We start from the raw sequence: 17,301 nt of genomic DNA on the forward strand, positions 1-17,301 counted from the left end.
AGATGGCGAGCAGCGTGCCCAGACCGCGAGCAAAAGGAGTTGTTGATGCCTGGACGCAAGCAGCCACCGCCCAGGGTGGATGGCGACGTTGAACCTGTCTCTGCGACGACCGTGCGCGCGGGAGCTGTGTTCCGCCTCACGGTGAGCTTCATGCTGGTGGTGGTCCTGGCATTTCTCGCGGTTGAGGGTTGGCGGACCTGGCGCGATTACCGGTCAGCCTTCGACGCTGCCCGCGACTCCGTGACCAACCTGGCGCGAGCCACGGCGCAACACGCCGAAGATGCCATTCGGCAAGTGGATGTACTGACCGCCGCGCTCGGGGAACGGGTGGAGGGTGACGGCTTGCAGAACATCAACGTCCCGCGCATTCACAAGCTGCTGGTCCAGCAATCGAAAATCATGCCGCAACTTCATGGCCTGTTCATCTACGGCGCGGACGGGCAATGGATCGTGACGGACAAGCAGACCACGCCGGAGCCCGCGAACAACGCCGATCGCGATTACTTTCAGTATCACCGCACGCATGAGGACAAGAACGTGCGCATCGGCGAGGTGGTTCAGAGCAGATCCACCCACGACCTGATCATCCCCATCTCCCGCCGCTTGAACAATCTGGATGGCACCTTTGCCGGCGTGCTCCTCGGGACGATCAAGGTCAGCTACTTCGTCGACTACTACGGCGACTTCAAGATCGATGACAAGGGCGCCCTGGTGCTGGCCATGCGCAACGGAACCATTTTGGTACGGCGCCCCTTCATTGCCTCCGTGGTGGGTAAAAGCCTGGCGGACAGCGAGATTTTCAAGCGCTATCTACCCAACGCCAGCCAAGGCGTCGCCGAAGTCAAAGCCGTCGTGGACGACACCGAACGCCTGTACGGCTACCGGGCGTTGACCACCTATCCGCTGGTGGTGGAAGCCGGGCTTTCCCGCGAATCCATCATCGCTCCCTGGCGCCGTGATCTATTGAAAACCGGGTGGGTGCTGGTGGTGCTGATCGGGGTGCTCGCGGTGTTCGGCCTCATCGTCTTGAGTCAGTTACGCCAGAGAATGGTGACGGAAAGAAAGTTGCGTCACGCACACCAGGCCATGCGCGACATGGCGTTGACCGACAGCCTGACGGGCCTGGGCAACCGTCGACGCCTGGATACGGCGCTGCCGGAGGAGATTCGCCTGGCTGCGCGCCAGGGCTCCACGCTGTCGCTGATCATGCTTGATGTCGATTACTTCAAACGCTACAACGACAGCTATGGGCACGCTGCCGGCGATGATTGCCTGGGCGCGGTAGGGGCAGCGATCCAGCAAGCGGTCAAACGACCCGGGGACCTGGCTGTCCGGTACGGTGGCGAGGAGTTCACGGTGCTGCTGCCTAACACGGATGGTGCGGGTGCGGCACAGGTTGCCGAAGAGATTCTTCAAGCCATCCGAGCACTGGGCATCGAACATTGCGCTCATCCCTTGGGCAGGGTCACGGCCAGCGCGGGCATCACCACCAGCCACCCGAGCTTCGAGGAGGTGACGCCGGCCACCTTGATCAAAGCCGCTGACGCCCTGCTCTACGTGGCCAAACGACAAGGACGAAATCGCTGGTGCTGCGCCAACGAGTCGAGCGAAAGTCGTCCACTGTAGGCCCGAGTGCTCTCTTGAAAATCCTTTCCAGCACACTGGACGGACCTTGAGTGCCACCCAGTCTGCTACGCTTTTCATTCCCCGAATGGATTCGGGTAATCATTGCCAAAAGCTGTTTTTGAGGGGATGGAATGTGAAAGTCCAATTACTGGGGGTCGCTGCAACGATCGTCATCATCGGTACTGCTGTCTATGGACTCAACAACTGGAAAGAGCAGCAGAGTCAGCGCCAGGAAGCGGTATGTGCGTTAGCGCGCCAGCACCTCAAGGAGCTGGAAGTACAGGCTCGGGCCCTGGCCGCCGGGTTGTCGGTCGAAGCCTATGCCGAAGCCGAAAAAGCCGAGGCCGGCAAACTGGTTTCGGCGCTCGATACTGCAAAGAACGAAGCCGAGGTCGATGCCGTGATCGATCAGCATTCTGCCGCCATCGAAGCGCAGATCCATGCTGAAGATGCGGAGGTCAAGTCTCGGGGCGAGCAAAAGTTCCTCGGTCAGGAACGCAAGGAACAGAAAATCACCACCGATATAAAACAGGAAATCCAGCGTGCCGAGAAGGCTGTGGCCGATGACTGTGAATAGTCTGCAGCGCAACTTTTTTAAATGCGCATGCTTATCAAAGTGACTAACGCGTTCTAGACTCCACTACGGCAGGTTCATTCAAGCTCCGCGTCCCTGACATAAAGCCAATAAAAAACCAGGAAATCCAGCCTTGAAAACTTCAACTATCGGTGTTGTGGGGAGTCTGCTGGTCTCGGGCGCGGTTTCAGCCACAGGGATTGCTCCTGTCCTCGATCTGGATTTCACCAGAACCGCCATGGAAACCCTCAAAAAGCGCGGGATTGAAGACGCGTGCATCATTGCCGCCCAAAACCCTGGAACGTTCACCTACTGCCGGGAAGGCTCGTCGACTCTCTGGCAATACCAGACCCTGGACCTGGGGCAACAGGCCAGGCTGCTCAGTGAAGGAACACCGGCTTCAAAGGACCATGGGCAAATCACTGTCGCACAAGTCGATAGTGCTGCCTGCGATATAGAGCACCCTTTACCTGCGGCTGGACCGACCACCTTTGCCACCCTGCTCCTCAGCCTGGCGAGCCTGTTCCTGTTGATCGGCTTTCGCTATACCTACCTGGCAATCATGCGCGGACGCTATCAACCGGTTGCCTATTCGGATCCGCGCCTGCCGCGCTTGATAAATCCCCTGTCAGCGCACCCTTCGACCATCAAGGCGCTGGGGGCCTTTGGGATCGCTGCCACGTTGGCCGTTATCTACTGCGGCTACCTCGGGCTTTGAACCAGGAACCGCCAACTGCCGGCCGGTCCCTGTACGCTCGACCCTGCGGATAAGGCGCTACCTCCTCCCCTCCTATACCGTCGGCGGCGGCGGGTCTTGCACCCACTGCCAAAACAGCTGATAACCGACCGCCAACACCACCGGGCCGATGAACAGGCCAAGAATCCCGCCGGTAACCATCCCGCCCAGGGCTCCGATCAATATCACCGGCATCGGCACATCGACGCCGCGCCCCAGCAACAAGGGCTTGAGCACGTTGTCCACCAGGCCCGCGACGAAGACGTAGATGGCGAAGACGATGGTCGCGGTGCTGGCCCCTTCGGTGGCGAACACATAGGCAATGACCGGTACTGTGATCAAGGTTGCGGGCAACTGCATGATGCCCAGCAGCAGCACCGCCAATGCCAGCAGCCCGGCACCGGGAACCCCTTTGAACACAAACCCGAGCCCCACCAGCAGCATCTGGATGAACGCGATACCGACCACCCCGAGCGCCACGGCGCGGATGGTTGCGGTACACAAGGTAGCCACCTGGGGCCCTCTTTCCGGTCCGCTGATCCGCGAGGCGATCTGCACCGAGGCGCGACTACCCGATTCGCCGTAAGCCATGAAGATCCCGGCGATGATCAGCGCGAAAATAAACATCAGGAAACCCATGCCGACGCCGGCGAGCTTGCCCAGCAACGACAGGCTGACATCCTTGATTTGCGGTATGTACTTCGCCGTCAGGCCCGGCAGGTCGGTGGCTGCCTGCAGCCACAGCGCCGACAATGGTTTACCCACCAGTGGCCATGTGGCGACGGAGTCGGACGGGGGCGGAATGCGGATGCCTTCGTCCCGGACCACGGTCATGGCGTTTTCCACCGAATCGGCAATCGAGGTGCCCAACAGGTAGATAGGCACCATGAGGATGATGACGGCCACCAGCACGATCAACGTCGAAATGCGCCCTTCTTTTCGCCCCAGCGGGCCCCGGAGTCGTTCTTGCAACGGGTAAAGCGTGATCGCCAGGATGATCGACCACAGCATCAAGTCGCGAAACGGCCGGAAAATTTCGAAGCAGAACAGCACCAGCACGACAATCAGTCCGGCGCGGATCAAGGTATCGAGCAACCCGCGGGACAAGGCCTTCTCTGACAGCGGCATGGGTACCATGGATGTCTCCTGACAGTTCACTGTGGAGGTAAGCAATCGGTTAGCCCAGCATAGACGTTGATTTCGAGGTACGAGGGGTCAATGCGGGACCTGATTGCAGGCCTGTCCGCGATCTCCCTGTAGGAGCGAGCCTGCTGGCGATGATCGTCAACGATATCGCGCCCTGTCTGAACGATCGCGTTGTCTGGACGTCCATCGCGAGCAGGCTCGCTATGCAAAATATGGCAACGCCATGACCGATGCAGTCCGGGATTCGTCGAGCCAGGAACACATCCCCTTGTGGTTTTTTCTTCATGAAATCTATTGACTTCCAAGAATGAGCTACCATAGCTAAACCGTTTTTTTATCGGGAGAAGATGATGCATCGATTGGTGAAACCGTCGGATTATGTTCTTCAGACTGCTCTGGACAAAATGGTCTACATGCTTCCCTGGGAGCGACGACATTGCCCGGGAAACCCCACCGAAGAGCCCGAGCAAGGCGCCCTGCTCTATAACCAATACATCCTGAATTTCCTCCACGGTGTGGCCCCGCGGACGCCAAGTGAACGAATCGTTGAAATCGCCCAATGGTGCCTGGCGTTAGCCGGTGAGCCTGCGCGGGCGTTGGCCGATGATTTGTCTGCGGCTTACCTCAGCCGATACAGCTTCGTGCTCGCTGATATTTCAAGATACGACGATGAGTCGAGAGAATTTCGCGGGCACCTGGCGCTCTGGCCTGAAGAAATCAAAAAAATGCCAGCCAATCTGGTGATGGCATTGCGAGCCAGGGCCGCGGGCCTTTTGTTGCGCTGACACCTTGGGCAGCGAAAAATCGGGGGCAGGCTACAAGCAAACGGGTGTTGACCTGCTCACCCCGCATGCGCCGACCGGCAAATGCAAATTCCGCAAATCTCCAGTACGTTCCTTGTCATCCGCGAAGGCAGAACCTTGCCGCTAAAAATGCTGAAGCTCGGGTTTTCTCGGCGTGGTTGCCACGGCAACATTCGCGGTGCTGCCGTGCAACGCCCCCCCCCCCCAATGCCATTTTCCGTGCGACTGACTTGCCCAATACCTTGGGGAGGCCAGACTCTGACCTCCCGTTTTGCATACCACGCCCTACGACGTTCCAAGTCCGCGCGACAGATCGGCCGGTTGACTGGCTACCGCGGGGCGATCCCCTTCGGGCTTTTCCACGTCCATGTCCACGTGCTCTGTGGTTTTGGTCACCGTGTCGCGCACCGCTTCGAATCCCTCCCGTGCCTGCTGCTTGACCATGTCCGCCAGCCCTGCGCTGGTCTTGCCCATGTAGCGCTGTTCGGTCGATGTCGTGGGTAATGCCGCCCCCAGCATGGCGCCCAGGGCAATGCCCGCAGCGGCAACGACCAGCGGCTGTTCCTTGAGCAAATGATTGACCTGGTTGCTCATCTGCTGGGTACTGCGCACCAGGCGGTCGCTGGCGTCATGCATGGCATGGCTGATGTTTTCGCTGGTAGCGCCCAGGTTTTCGCCCAGGTGCGCCGCCTTGCCTTTGACCGTCTGGTAACCCTCCTTCAGGGTGTCGGCAGTCTGGTGCAAATGCTCGCGCGCACTGTCGAGGCCATCCGCCAGGCCATCGGTCCACTCCCCTACCTTGTTCTGCTGCGGGTCCGCCCGATAAACGGGACGAGGAATCGGCGGACGGTTCTGGCTCATCATCAGCCACAACAGACCCACCGAGGTCACCACCGCGGGAACGGGATTGTTGCGAACGCTGGTGCCAAGGTTGCTCAGGAACGTGGTGCCGTTGCTCTGCATGAACGACAACGCCTGGTCGATGACCTGCCCCGGGGTGAATTTGCTTTCCAGCGCGTCGACGATGTTGCCAATGCTTGCACGCTGCGCATCGATTTCACGCTCGATGGTCTCGGGGCTTTTTTGCGATTCGATTTCGAATTCACTGTTCATGACACTCTCCTGCGCAGCGCTTCCTGGTCTTTGTTCAAGGCGTCCAAGGTGCGATCAGGCTTGAAGTGGGACGGTTCGAACTGTTTTTTTCCGGACTGCAGCATGGCGAACCCGACGATCATCACCACGACACCGACAATCAGCGCGGCCAGCCACGGCGCCATGACCATGCTCAAGCCGTAGACCACGGACATCAAAAGGATGATGAACCCCGCCAGCAGCACAATCGCTCCACCGGCGACGCCGGCAATGCCTGCCTTGAGCGTCGTGAGGCTGGCCTGCAGCTCAGCCTTGGCCAATGCCAGTTCCTTGGTGAACAGCGAGGGCACTTCGCGCGTCAGCTGGCGCAACAGCCCGACGACCGAAGCGTCAGACTCAGGTGTGTATGCCGGTCTTACGCCGGGCAGTTCTTGATCTTCTCTGTTCATCACAGCACTCCCTTGTAGGATGTGGACCCGGTTGTCGAATTCGCCGCAAAGCTTGATGGATGATCCTGATCATTGGGCGCGGCCGGGGTGATACCGCTGGCCAGGCCAGGGCCTTGATCGGTGCGCGGTGGCACGGAGGTATCAAACGGTCGTTGAGCACCAAAGCCCCCGGACGGCGGCCTTGAATGCCCTGCTGCCGGATCGTCGGCATCGGCGAATGTCGCCGCCGGAGCGGCACCAGCCTTGAGAAAGCGTGACAGGCCGAAGCCCAACGCTATGCTGCCGGCAATGAACAATCCCGGATTATTGCGCGCCAGTTCGGCGCCGTCGTGAAGCAGCTGCTCCGCGCTTTTGCCGCGCAAATTCCCCGCCAGCCCGCTCATGGACTCCGCCATGTCCGCGAGGTAGTCGGACATGCCGAGCTTGTCCTTGTCCTCCAGTTCCGAAACGAAAGATTTTGCCCCTTGTGCCAGTGCCTCGATCTGATCGGCTGCCGTGTCACGGTACTGGCCAAACTGCTCATCCACCTGTTGTCTTGCATCGCCAAGCGTCTCTGTGACGCTTTCCTTGAGGTGTTCAAAGTCCTGGCCTGGCCCTGCGGCATTGGGCTTGTCCGGCTGGCTACCGGTCGTGGTATCTGTAATATTCATGTCGTCCCTCGCCTTCTGAGTGAAGAAAAGCGTTATCAGGGTTCGCCACGAAAGACCCGCAGCCCCCCTCATTGCAGATGACGGGGCAGCGAGATGGGGAGTTCCAATTGAATGATTGGCGGGTGACAAATCAGCCCGTATTGCCCAATCGTACCTAACACTTCGCCGCGCTCGCCGCGACGGTGAAGCTGTCACGACGAGCTGGGGTCGCGCACCCTAGGCCTGTGGGAGGTTTGTTCGCAGGGATTACAACGGTGATACGTGCGGTCGAGCGGTCATGTCGATACCCAGGGCACGCATAACGGCCAGCATGGTTTTAAGCGTGGGATTCCCGTCTTCGCTGAATGAGCGATAAAGCTGCTCACGGGAAAGCCCTGTTTCGCGGGCCAGCTCAGTCATGCCTTTGGCTCGGGCAACGACCCCCATTGCCTTGGCGATGTATTCAGCATTACCCGTCTCAAACGCATCCGCCATGAAGACGGCGATTGCTTCGGGGCCGTCCAGGGCTGCTGCTGGGTCGTAGTCGTAAATTTTTTCGCTCATTCTGACCTCCACTCGCTGGCGAGTATTTTTGCTGCTTCAATATCACGGCTTTGACTGCTTTTATCGCCGCCGCACAACAGCAACACAAATTCATCACCTCGTTGCTGAAAATATACGCGGTAACCGGGGCCATAGTGAATCCGTAACTCGCTGACCCCCTGGCCTACCGGCGACACGTCACCCAACAAACCGTTTGCCAACCGAAAGATCCGCGCGGCAATTGCGGCTTTGGCGCGCTGGTCCTTTAGTTTTCGCTCCCACGTCATGTAGGTCGCTGTTTGTTTGATTGTCTTCATGAATGCAACTGTAGTTTATAAACTACATAAAATCAACAATTGCGAAAGAACGTAGATAAATACGCGCTCCTTCAGCTCCTGCCTCAGCGCCATGACTGGGAGCCAACGCATCCGCTCATCTAACTAATAGATACAACGGATCTTGGTAATCCCCAGTGCAATCAGCTGACAAACAGGTGCCAGGCGACCTGGACGATCAGTAACAGGATAAAGGACAGGAATGCCCGGAGCAGAAAGGCGTGGGTCATCTTTATGCAGGACATCTTGCGCTGGGTCCCGGTGTGGTTGTACCTCACGGCAAGCAACAGCTTTTCCACCAGCTCGGGCTTGGGGTCGGTCTTGCACCACAGGCTGGCCAGGTCACTGGCGTCGACCCGGCTTGAGGTTGAGACCTTGAGCGTTTCGAATGCCCAGAGGCCCGCCCGGAACAGATACAAGGTGCCCAGAAAGAAGATTGCCAGCACGACAGTGCTGTAGCCGACCGTTGATGGGTCGCTCCAGATGCCCGCAAGTAAAGCGGCTAAGACCGGTGCAAGCACCGTGACGGCTGCCAGATAGAGGCTGGCCTTGCCGTCTGCGGCTTTTCGGCGATCCGAGTCGGCATCATCGAGGCGTCGCGCTTCTTCGAGCGCCGCATCGGTGTCAACGTCCCAGTTGGCCGCCCTGATACTGGTGTTGTCTTGCTCATGTCCGGCCTCTTGCTGCGAAAGCTCTTGCTGGTTGAGCGTTTGCAACCGGGGCCAGATCAACTCTTTGAGGTTCATGGGCGGCCAATGCCTTGAAGTTCATCGACAATGGCGCGGGTATAGGCGCGCCGGCCATGTTGGCCAGCCATGCCCACTGCCCATTGGGGTTGATTTCATGATAGTCGAGTGTGCCGGTTTCTGACTGAGGGTCAAACCCGTCACCCAATCACGCGCGCATACACCGATCTGTCGACATTGCCACCGGACAGAATCACTCCCACTTTTTTGCCCCGCATTGCTTCACGCTCCAGGATGAGCGCTGCCAGGGCCGCCGCGCCTGCCCCTTCGGCGAGGTTGTGGGTATCGGTGTAATACACGCACATGGCCTCAGCAATCTGCGCCTCACTGACCGACACGATCCGCTCGGCACCCGCCGCGTAGACAGCAAAGGCCTCGGCAATCGGCTTGCGCACGGCCAGGCCGTCGGCAAAGGTATTGGCCGAGGGGGTCTCACATATAACACCCGCTTCAAAGGATAATTTCGCCGCTGCAGCCTCAGTGGATACCACGCCCACCACTTGGGTTTTCAGGCCCAGCGCGTCGCGGGCGGCGATGACCGCGCAAATCCCCGAGCCACAGCCAATCGGCACGTAGACGGTATCCAGGTCCGGCGCCGCCTTGAACAGTTCGAGGGCATAGGTGGCCACGCCCTTGACCAGTTCGGTGTGGAACGGCGGAACCAGATAGAGGTCGTGGGCCTGCGCCAGGCGTGCCGCCTCCTCGCGGGCTTCATCGAAATCGCGGCCATGTTCGACCACTTCACCGCCGAAGCCGCGCATGGCATTGTTCTTTTCCAGCGAGTTGCCTTGCGGTACGACAATCAGCGACCGCAAGCCCAGCGCGCTGGCCGCCAGCGCCAGGCTCTGACCGTGGTTGCCGCGGGTGGCGGTGACAATGCCCTGCACGTCCGGGTGCATGCGCTTGAGCCAGTGCATGAAGGTAATGCCGCCACGCACCTTGAACGCACCGGTGGGTGTGTGGTTTTCGTGCTTGACCCACACCGCGCAACCCAGGCGCTCAGCCAGCAAGGGCCAAGGGTACTGCGCGGTGGCAGGCATCACCTGGTAAACCAGGCGAGCGGCTTGTTCGATATCGTCGCGAGTCAGTGTGTACATGAGGAGGCTCCCAGGGGTTTGGCCCAGTCTAGACACGCAGACCATTGGCCGGCTTTCAAAAAACCAACCTGACTTTTGCGCCCCTTCTTGACTACTATGCTGTTCATGAACCGTCCCAACCACCTGCATCCACCATTCCCGCCTGAACCGGTGCGCCGTGTCGAGGCCGGTCCGTGGGCGATCGAGCTGCTACCCGGCAGCGCCTACGCGACCCGATATGTCGCGAGCCAGGCGGCGATCGGCTTTGCCTTCGACAGCCAGCGCGGCGTGCACGCCATCGGCAGCGATCGGGTACAACCCTTCATTGCCGTGCCCAACGGCCTGGCGTTCGTGCCCGCAGGGTGTGACGTGTTGTCCGAATCGCCCAAGGGCGGTGAATACCTGCGGCTGATGCGCACCGACGGTAAGTTGCTATCCGGGAATCGCGCCTTCAACAACCACATCGATCCCCAGGCGACCGCCCTCGCCCTGCGAATGCGCGGCGCGCTGTTGCAGGCGTGCGTGACGGATGATTGGGAGGCCTGGGCTCTCGCGTTGGCCGAACGAGCCACGGGGAACGAAGGGTTGTCGGCACCGCTGCAAGGCTCGATAACCGCCAGCCGCATGAGCTTGCTCGATGAATTCATCGACGCCGGCCTCGACGGCCCGCTGGGTGTACAGGCGATGGCGCAGTTGCTCGGGTTGTCCGAAGGCTATTTCCTGCGTGCATTCAAGCACGCGACGGGGCAAAGCCCGCACAGTTACCTGATCGACCGACGCCTCGCCAAGGCCCGTGCCCTGATGCGCGATTCGACAGCGCGGCTGGCGGACATCGCCCACGCCTGCGGTTTCAACTCCCAGGCGCACATGACGACCACCTTCAGGCAGCGTCTTGGCGTGAGTCCGGCGCAGTTGCGTGGTGGCCGGGGTTAAGCCAGCAACTCGGTGATCCACCGGGCCTGGCGGGCAATCTCCTGCACCTTCTCCTCGGGAACGGCCTGCCGAGCCCGGGCGAAATGGCTCAGGGTCTTGTGCTTGAGGCGCAGCATTCGCTGCCACTTGGCCAGGAACGCCGGGCTGCGGGCCTGCATCTGCAGTGGGCCGAAGTACAGCTCCTGGGCGGAGTACTCCACCGAGCCGACGTGCTCGGCGATGATGATTTCGTAATAAAAGCGATTTTCCCGCAGCACTTCCTCACACAGGATTCGGTAGCCATTGTCCATCAACCATTGGCGCAGGGGCTGTTCACCGCCGTTGGGCTGCAGGATCAGGCGCTCCTGACCGCTCAGGCGGGCCTTGCCGCTGTCGAGGATGTCGCGAATGGTCTCGCCACCCATGCCACAGAGGCTGATCGCCGTGATCCGGTCTTCCGGTTCGATCGCCGCCAGGCCATTGGCCAGGCGTACCGTGATCGCCAGGTCTTGGCCGCTCTCACGCACGGTGCGTTCAGCCGCGCGAAACGGCGTCAACGCCACCTCACCGGCCACCGCCGCGCTGATCGCGCCACGGCGCATCAACGCCACCGGCAGGTAGCCGTGATCCGAGCCGATATCGGCCAGGCGCGCACCGGCTGGCACCTGCGCCGCCACGCGCTCCAGGCGCATGGACAATGTCTGTTCGTTCAACTGCAACCCCTTTTCACCCCGACCCTGCGGCACTTTTTGGCCCAATCGGGGGGGCGATTCTGTCGAGTAACGCCGTGCATTTCAAATTTATGCGACAAGGGCGCCATGACTGTTGATCGGCAGCACGCTCACCCAGGCCCCGGGCCGACTAGACTGATCAGGCACACCATCGGTTGCCAACCGCTTGAGCCAGGGGAAACGGGATGACCGCAATCACAGTGCGCCACTGCTCGTCATGGGTCCTGCCTTCCCTACTCGCCATCAACCTGGTGCTGACAGCGGGCTGTGCAGGCAAGACCGCCACGGCTCGCTACTCGGCCTCGAGCTCAGGCTCAAGCTGCTATGCCAAAGCGCTGCCCACCGCCGGCGAAGGCGGTTTGGCCTTTGGCTCCACCTTGAGCATCGCGCGGCAGAAATCGCTGAATAACTGCATCCGTTATGCCGGCCGTTCGGGGGGTACGCCCAGTACCTGCCAGGTGGTGTTGTCGGAGTGCAGGTGATCGGGCGGCAGCGAGGTGGGTCAGGTTTCCCGCGTTATCGTTGACGACCATCGCGGGCAAGCCTCGCTCCTACGGGGAAATGCGCCCCCCCCCCGATCAGGCCGGCCGGTAGGCCGCCTCGCTTGCGCGTTTGATCTTGATCTGGCTTTTGATTTTCTTGCCCCCTCACGCCCTGAGCCTGTCCGTCAACCTGTGACGACCTCCATCGGGGCCTCTACCAACGTTGATCCATGCCGGGTCGAAGCTTGTTGTGGGAGATTTTTTCTGCGTACATATCCGTTGCTGCGGTAACGGCCACCTATGGTTTCGCTTTTACAGCGACTCACTTTTTCAAACACCAAAAAGTAAGCAAAAGGCTTTGCCCCACCACTCGGTGCCTCGCCTAGGCTCGGCATGCCCTCACTCCGGCATTGCTCCGTGGGTCGCCGCGATGGGCCATCCCTGGCCCAGCGCGGCTAAACCGGCGTCCTGCCGGTTTCCCCACTGCGCAATGCCTGCGTTCGGCCAGCGTGGTTGACGGGGCACCCAGATCAAAATCAAAAGCGAGGCGGCCTTAAAGCCGACCTGATCTTTGCCGATACACCAATCCCCTGTAGGAGCCAGCGGTGCGGCGATCCGACTTGCCGGCGAAGCAGGCGCTGCGGTGTGTCTGTTGTACCGCGTTATCGTTCTTCGCCGGCAAGTCGGATCGCCGCACCGCTGGCTCCTACAGGGGGGAATGCGTACGGCTCCCGATCAGGTCGGCTTTAAGGCCGCCTCGCTTTGGCGTTTGATCTTGATCTGGCTTTTGATTTTCTTGCCCCATCGAGAGGCTTCGTTCCGGTTCTGCGCAGTGGGTAAACCGGCAGGGATGCCGGTTTAGCCGCGCTGGGCCAAGGATGGCCCATCGCGGCGGGCCCACGGAGCAGGACCGGAGCGAGGGTATGCCGAGCATTAGCGAGGCACCGAACGTCAGGGGCAAGAGCCCTTGGTTACTTAGGGCCGGGCGGCGTTCCGTTTTTCCAAGTGACTCGCCGTAAGGGCGAAACCCTAGGTGGCCGTTGCCGCAGGAATGGATATGTACACCTGAAAGACAATCATCGTCTGTCAGGACGCCTTCGCCGGCAAGCCTGGCTCCTACATGGCCTTGGTCATGGCAATACCCTTTCGCCCCAGCTGCTTGACCCCATACATGGCCTGGTCAGCAGACCTGAGCAAGGTATCGAGCGTCTGCCCATGCAGCGGACACAGGGCGATGCCAATACTGCACGAAAGTGAAATTTCCCCCGCGCTGGTCACGATTAACTGGCCGATCGCCTCCAGCATCTTCGAAGCCTTGAGCTGGGCGTTGTCAGGATCGGCGAGGTCAGTCACCAGCACCACGAACTCATCGCCCCCGTAACGGGCGACGGTATCTCCCCCACGCGTGGCGCCCAGCATGCGACTGGCCAGCGCACGCAGCACCTGGTCGCCAACCTCGTGGCCGTAATGGTCGTTGATGTCCTTGAAATGATCCAGGTCGATCAACAGCACGGCAAACGGCACCCGCTCGAGCTGCCAATGGGACAGTGCCTGCTCGAAGCGATCGGCAAACAGATAGCGGTTGGGCAGATCGGTGAGCACATCGTGGGTGGCCAGATAGGTTGAACGCTGGTGCTCGACTTCTGCCCGCTCCAGCGCCTTGAAATGCCGGATCAGCAACAACGGAATCAGGACGAACGCCGCGCCCAACAGCACCAGAAGCATCAAGGTCTGGCCGCTCAAGACGTCTGCAAAACGCAATTGCCGTTCAAACAGCAGCGTCATCGGCTGGGACGCACTGCGAATCTCGACCCGCTCCTCGAGCAGCGGCAGAAAAAAACGATCGACGAAACCGGACCGCCCGGTCCCCGTGGCAAATACATGGCTTTCAGACCCGGCAGCGGTCTGCAGCACAGCGCGGATGTGCACCCGCGGGTCCAGGTTCGCATGCATCACCGCATCAAGCAGCGACCCCGTCCTGACCAACAGCAAGGCGACCATGGTGCTGCCGAAGAAATTCGGCCGGGAGCTCTCGCGCATCCGTTCAGGCCGGCTGACCGATTGCATCAGAATGAACGCGTCGCCACCCTCATACATCGTGAATACCGGCGATACCACCGGCTTGGGATTGTTGTAGGTGCGGGCCAGCGCATGGGACAGATAGCCGACGGTTTCCAGCCTGACGCCGTAGATCGCATTGGCCTCAGTGAGCACCGGATACATGAACAGCACTGGCCAGGTCTCGCGCAGAAAAGCCTGGTGCCGGGCCGGTTGCCGGGTAAGGGTGGGAAAGTCCTTGAGTGTGAAGTCCGGTCGCCAGGTACGGCGCAGCAGAGCTTCGAAGGCCGACTGCTCGGCCACGGGCACCGCGCGTGCAGCTTCCAGCATGTACAGATGCGGGTAAGCCGCCATCACCGCGGCGGCATAGCGCGCCGCCGCTTCGGTGTCGCTCTGGTCGACCGCCTGGAGAAAGGCCGAGAACCGGGCCAGCACCGCTTCGTTGGTATCGAGCTGATTGCGCACGATGCCGGAAATATTCTGCACGTATTCGTAGAAGCGCGTTTCCCGGCGCTGTGTTTCAGACTTGAGCAGCAACAGCGCAGACATGCCCATCAGGCCTACGGCGAGGATAATGAAACCGGCAAAGGCACGGTGGCGTTTAGTCAATTTCACTCAGGTTTGCCCGGTTTTCTGCGCCGGAGATGCATACCACTTGTCCCTGGGCACCCGCTTCTCATGCTCAGGATCGCCCAGATAGTGCGGCGACATGATCTGCACCTCGTACTCGTTGAACACATCCTGAATGTTGGCGTGCAGCATGCTCAGCAACAGCGCGCGCGGGCGTGGCTGGCTGGGGATGGCCTGGGCCACCAGGCGATACTCGGGATAGAAATCCGACAGGGCTGTCTGGAACACCTGCGCCGGCGGCTCAGCGAGCACCCCGGGAGTGCGCCTGGCGGCTTCCAGCAGCATGGCTTCGACCTGGCGCCACGGCGTGTCGTAGCCGATGGTCACCACCGTGTCGACCACATAACCCGGGCCTTGCACGGTGCGCGAATAGTTCTTGGTGACGGTGGCGGTGATCATCGAATTGGGCAGGGTCAGCACTTCCCCAAGGCCGGTGCGAATGCGCGTGGTGAACATGCCCAGTTCAGTCACCGTGCCTTCGTATTCGCCGATGCGCACGAACTCGCCGGGGCGCAAGGTACGGGTGTAGGTCAGGATCAACCCGGACGCCGCCTGCCCGACCACACTGGTGGCACCCAGGGAAATCATCAGGCCGATCAGCACCGACAAACCCTTGAAGGCATCGGTGCCGGCACCCGGCAGGTAGGGATAGGCCATGGCCAGGGCGAACAGCCAGATGGCCAGTGACGTCAGGCGTTGGGTCGGTTGCAGGGTTTCCTGGTTCAACCAGCTGAAGGTGCCGGGCGTGGCCATGCGCCGCAGGATCCGCCGGGCAAAGACCGTGATGCCCCGGGCAATGAAGAAGATCGCCAGTGCCACGCCCAGTCCGGGGATGGCGCCGATTATGCCCTGGAATAAATGACCGGCGACTTCCAACAGGTAGTTGTTGAGGCTTTCGCCCCAAGGCCGGGTATAGGGAAAGCGGGACAGGACAAAACCCAGCCATTCGTAGGTCAGCAGCAGCACAACCAGCCAGCGCAGTATCCCCAGCAGACGGCTGACCAGCGGATACAGGTAGTTGGCATCGATCACCTGCACCTGCCCGACTTTCAGCGCCTGAGTGTGCCGGTGCATCAGGTCCGGCAGCTTTTTCAGCAAGCGCCGACGCAGGTACGCCATGCCCCAGAGCAACGCAAGATAGATGCCGGTGGCCAGCGCAGCGACCACCAATGACCTTAGTATCAGCCGCAGGTTGCGGGCTTCCTGGGTTTCGGCCACCACCAGGCGCAGATTGTCGGCAGCACTTTCTGCCGCCTGCCTGACCGATTCGAACTCGGTGGGATCGACATCCTTGGTGGAAACGATAAAAGCGCGCTTGGCGCCGATCAGCACCAGATAACTGCCCTGAATGGAGTCGAGGCTGACGCGCAGATCGTCCGCTTCATCCAGGGCTTCGTTAATCACTGTTTTTGCACGTTTTACCCGGATGGGCGGCGCTTCACCGAGCACCGCACCGCGGAAAACCATGATGCTGCGATTGGCGATTTTCAGTTCCGCAGGCGCAGGTGGAGCCTCCAGCGGCTGGATGGCGTCCTCGGCCCACAACAGTACCGACCAACACATCGCGACAATGACGATCAATGGGGCGAGCAACCTGCTCCGCATGCATCGGTTCCTTACGTCACTGGGTTCAGGACAGGGCTACGTATCGCAGCGTAGACCAGCGACGGGCGGTTGTCATGAACGCCAGTGATCGGCCATTGCCGTGGCGTCGACTCAGTTGGGGTCCAGCAACCCGCCGCTCCAGTGACGCGACAGGCGACTGCCGGTGAACTTCGCTACGCCCATGCCCCGGGCGATCAGGCGATCGCGATAGCGTGTGACCATGCGCCCGGCCTGCTCGGCGTACAGCACCACTTCGGAGGACGGATCGCCCGGGCGGCGCAGGATGCGTGCGAAGCGCTGGCCCTGCTCGACCAGATCGCCCAGTTCCTTCTCGAAGACCAGCACTCCGGGCTGCGGGGCGAGAATGGTCTCCATGTGGCCCATCTCCACGGCTTCGACGGGCCAGTCAGCGTGCGACACCTCATCGTCGATCACGCCATAACCGCAGAGCCAGGCATAAAGCCCCTGGGCATCCTGCTCGGCGAAAGGGTCGCTGACGTCACCCTGCCCGCGCAGCTCCAGGGTCGCGGCCATGCGGTGCCCGGTCGTGCCGTCGCGCAGCCACGGCGCGATGATGGTTTCCTCGAACGATCCGTCGCCGCCGTCATCCCAGATGATCGCCACGTCCATCTGCAGCGCCGCCGCCAGTTCACGGCCACGGGGCCAGAAACTGCGGTGCACGTACAGGTAGGGCAACGCTTCATCATCCGTGTGCAGGTCCAGCATCACATCCGCCGGTGCCGCCAGTTGCACCAGTTTCTGTTGCCACTCCTGGACATTGGTCGAAGGCTGCTGCATCGAGGCCGACTGATCGAAGCCACGGTTGAAGTTCTGCCCGCTGCCATCGTGAAAACGCCCCAGGATCCGCCCTTGTCGAAACTGGCCGATGCCCAGCGGATTGGCCTGCGGCACCACGGTCACGCTGCCTTTGAGCCGGCCCTGGGACTCGGCGACTTCAAGGCGCTGCATCAATAGATGCAGCACCAGCATGCCGGCGATTTCATCGGCATGCACCCCGGCCTGCAAGTGCACCTTCGGCCCACCGTTGGCGCCTTCGAAGCGCCAGGCACCGACCTGTACCGGATCGCCATTGTTGTTGCGAACGTCGAACGAAATATCCTGCGCCAT

General features: G+C 60.8%; 18 protein-coding genes. 6 read left to right on the top strand and 12 right to left on the bottom strand.

What is annotated here, in order from left to right:
* The first annotated feature begins 45 nt into the window (after positions 1-45).
* The 3 genes from OH720_RS16795 (at position 46) to OH720_RS16805 (ending at position 2,918) form a co-directional block, all read left to right on the top strand.
* A complete protein-coding gene (locus OH720_RS16795; protein WP_272602087.1) occupies positions 46-1,626 on the top strand; it encodes a sensor domain-containing diguanylate cyclase in 1,581 nt (526 codons plus the stop codon).
* A 148-nt stretch (positions 1,627-1,774) separates the two neighbouring features.
* Positions 1,775-2,203, top strand: a complete 429-nt coding sequence (locus OH720_RS16800; protein ID WP_032831837.1) for a hypothetical protein — start codon at positions 1,775-1,777, stop codon at positions 2,201-2,203.
* A gap of 130 nt (positions 2,204-2,333) precedes the next feature.
* A complete protein-coding gene (locus tag OH720_RS16805) occupies positions 2,334-2,918 on the top strand; it encodes a hypothetical protein (RefSeq protein WP_272602088.1) in 585 nt (194 codons plus the stop codon).
* A 72-nt stretch (positions 2,919-2,990) separates the two neighbouring features.
* Here the strand turns inward: OH720_RS16805 and OH720_RS16810 are convergent, their stop codons facing one another.
* Positions 2,991-4,073, bottom strand: coding sequence for an AI-2E family transporter (locus tag OH720_RS16810; RefSeq protein WP_272602089.1), 1,083 nt, complete (start codon positions 4,071-4,073; stop codon positions 2,991-2,993).
* Positions 4,074-4,429: 356 nt separating this feature from the next.
* Here OH720_RS16810 and OH720_RS16815 point away from each other — a divergent pair, with 356 nt between their 5' ends.
* On the top strand, positions 4,430-4,867 hold the full coding sequence (locus OH720_RS16815; RefSeq protein WP_272602090.1) for a hypothetical protein: 438 nt from the start codon (positions 4,430-4,432) through the stop codon (positions 4,865-4,867).
* A 303-nt stretch (positions 4,868-5,170) separates the two neighbouring features.
* On the opposite strand, the gene OH720_RS16820 is transcribed toward OH720_RS16815, so the two are convergent.
* The 7 genes from OH720_RS16820 to OH720_RS16850 form a co-directional block, all read right to left on the bottom strand.
* Positions 5,171-5,998 (bottom strand): DUF3618 domain-containing protein, encoded by an 828-nt coding sequence (locus tag OH720_RS16820; RefSeq protein WP_272602091.1) that lies wholly within the window; start codon positions 5,996-5,998, stop codon positions 5,171-5,173.
* Entirely contained in the window at positions 5,995-6,426 is a 432-nt protein-coding gene (locus OH720_RS16825; RefSeq protein WP_272602092.1) for a phage holin family protein, read from the bottom strand. Before OH720_RS16825 ends, OH720_RS16820 begins: the two co-directional genes overlap by 4 nt.
* On the bottom strand, positions 6,426-7,076 hold the full coding sequence (locus tag OH720_RS16830) for a hypothetical protein (protein WP_272602093.1): 651 nt from the start codon (positions 7,074-7,076) through the stop codon (positions 6,426-6,428). The genes OH720_RS16825 and OH720_RS16830 overlap by 1 nt, the downstream gene beginning before the upstream one ends.
* Before the next feature lie 246 nt (positions 7,077-7,322).
* Complete coding sequence (locus OH720_RS16835; RefSeq protein WP_272602094.1) at positions 7,323-7,619, bottom strand: addiction module antidote protein; 297 nt, start codon at positions 7,617-7,619, stop codon at positions 7,323-7,325.
* The gene (locus OH720_RS16840) at positions 7,616-7,915 is read right to left on the bottom strand and encodes a type II toxin-antitoxin system RelE/ParE family toxin (RefSeq protein WP_272602095.1); all 300 of its coding nucleotides are present in this window, start codon (positions 7,913-7,915) and stop codon (positions 7,616-7,618) included. Before OH720_RS16840 ends, OH720_RS16835 begins: the two co-directional genes overlap by 4 nt.
* 161 nt (positions 7,916-8,076) lie before the next feature.
* Positions 8,077-8,679 carry a hypothetical protein gene (locus tag OH720_RS16845; protein ID WP_272602096.1) on the bottom strand — a complete coding sequence of 201 codons (603 nt, stop codon included), beginning with the start codon at positions 8,677-8,679 and terminating at the stop codon, positions 8,077-8,079.
* A 140-nt stretch (positions 8,680-8,819) separates the two neighbouring features.
* On the bottom strand, positions 8,820-9,776 hold the full coding sequence (locus OH720_RS16850) for a threonine dehydratase (protein ID WP_272602097.1): 957 nt from the start codon (positions 9,774-9,776) through the stop codon (positions 8,820-8,822).
* 96 nt (positions 9,777-9,872) lie between these two features.
* Between OH720_RS16850 and OH720_RS16855 the strand changes: the two genes are divergently transcribed.
* Positions 9,873-10,688 carry a helix-turn-helix transcriptional regulator gene (locus OH720_RS16855; protein WP_442967320.1) on the top strand — a complete coding sequence of 272 codons (816 nt, stop codon included), beginning with the start codon at positions 9,873-9,875 and terminating at the stop codon, positions 10,686-10,688.
* On the opposite strand, the gene OH720_RS16860 is transcribed toward OH720_RS16855, so the two are convergent.
* Positions 10,685-11,380 (bottom strand): tRNA (adenine(22)-N(1))-methyltransferase, encoded by a 696-nt coding sequence (locus tag OH720_RS16860; RefSeq protein ID WP_272602099.1) that lies wholly within the window; start codon positions 11,378-11,380, stop codon positions 10,685-10,687. The genes OH720_RS16855 and OH720_RS16860 overlap by 4 nt on opposite strands.
* Positions 11,381-11,583: 203 nt before the next feature.
* On the opposite strand from OH720_RS16860, the gene OH720_RS16865 reads away from it, so the two are divergent.
* Positions 11,584-11,880 (top strand): hypothetical protein, encoded by a 297-nt coding sequence (locus OH720_RS16865; RefSeq protein ID WP_272602100.1) that lies wholly within the window; start codon positions 11,584-11,586, stop codon positions 11,878-11,880.
* A 1,116-nt stretch (positions 11,881-12,996) separates the two neighbouring features.
* Here the strand turns inward: OH720_RS16865 and OH720_RS16870 are convergent.
* The 3 genes from OH720_RS16870 to OH720_RS16880 form a co-directional block, all read right to left on the bottom strand.
* Entirely contained in the window at positions 12,997-14,547 is a 1,551-nt protein-coding gene (locus OH720_RS16870; RefSeq protein ID WP_272606467.1) for a sensor domain-containing diguanylate cyclase, read from the bottom strand.
* A 6-nt stretch (positions 14,548-14,553) separates the two neighbouring features.
* A complete protein-coding gene (locus OH720_RS16875) occupies positions 14,554-16,173 on the bottom strand; it encodes a mechanosensitive ion channel family protein (protein WP_272602101.1) in 1,620 nt (539 codons plus the stop codon).
* A gap of 111 nt (positions 16,174-16,284) precedes the next feature.
* Positions 16,285-17,301: a succinylglutamate desuccinylase/aspartoacylase domain-containing protein gene (locus tag OH720_RS16880; protein WP_272602102.1), complete on the bottom strand. Its 1,017-nt coding sequence runs from the start codon at positions 17,299-17,301 to the stop codon at positions 16,285-16,287.

Source organism: Pseudomonas sp. WJP1 (assembly GCF_028471945.1).
In the GTDB taxonomy this organism is placed as follows: domain Bacteria; phylum Pseudomonadota; class Gammaproteobacteria; order Pseudomonadales; family Pseudomonadaceae; genus Aquipseudomonas.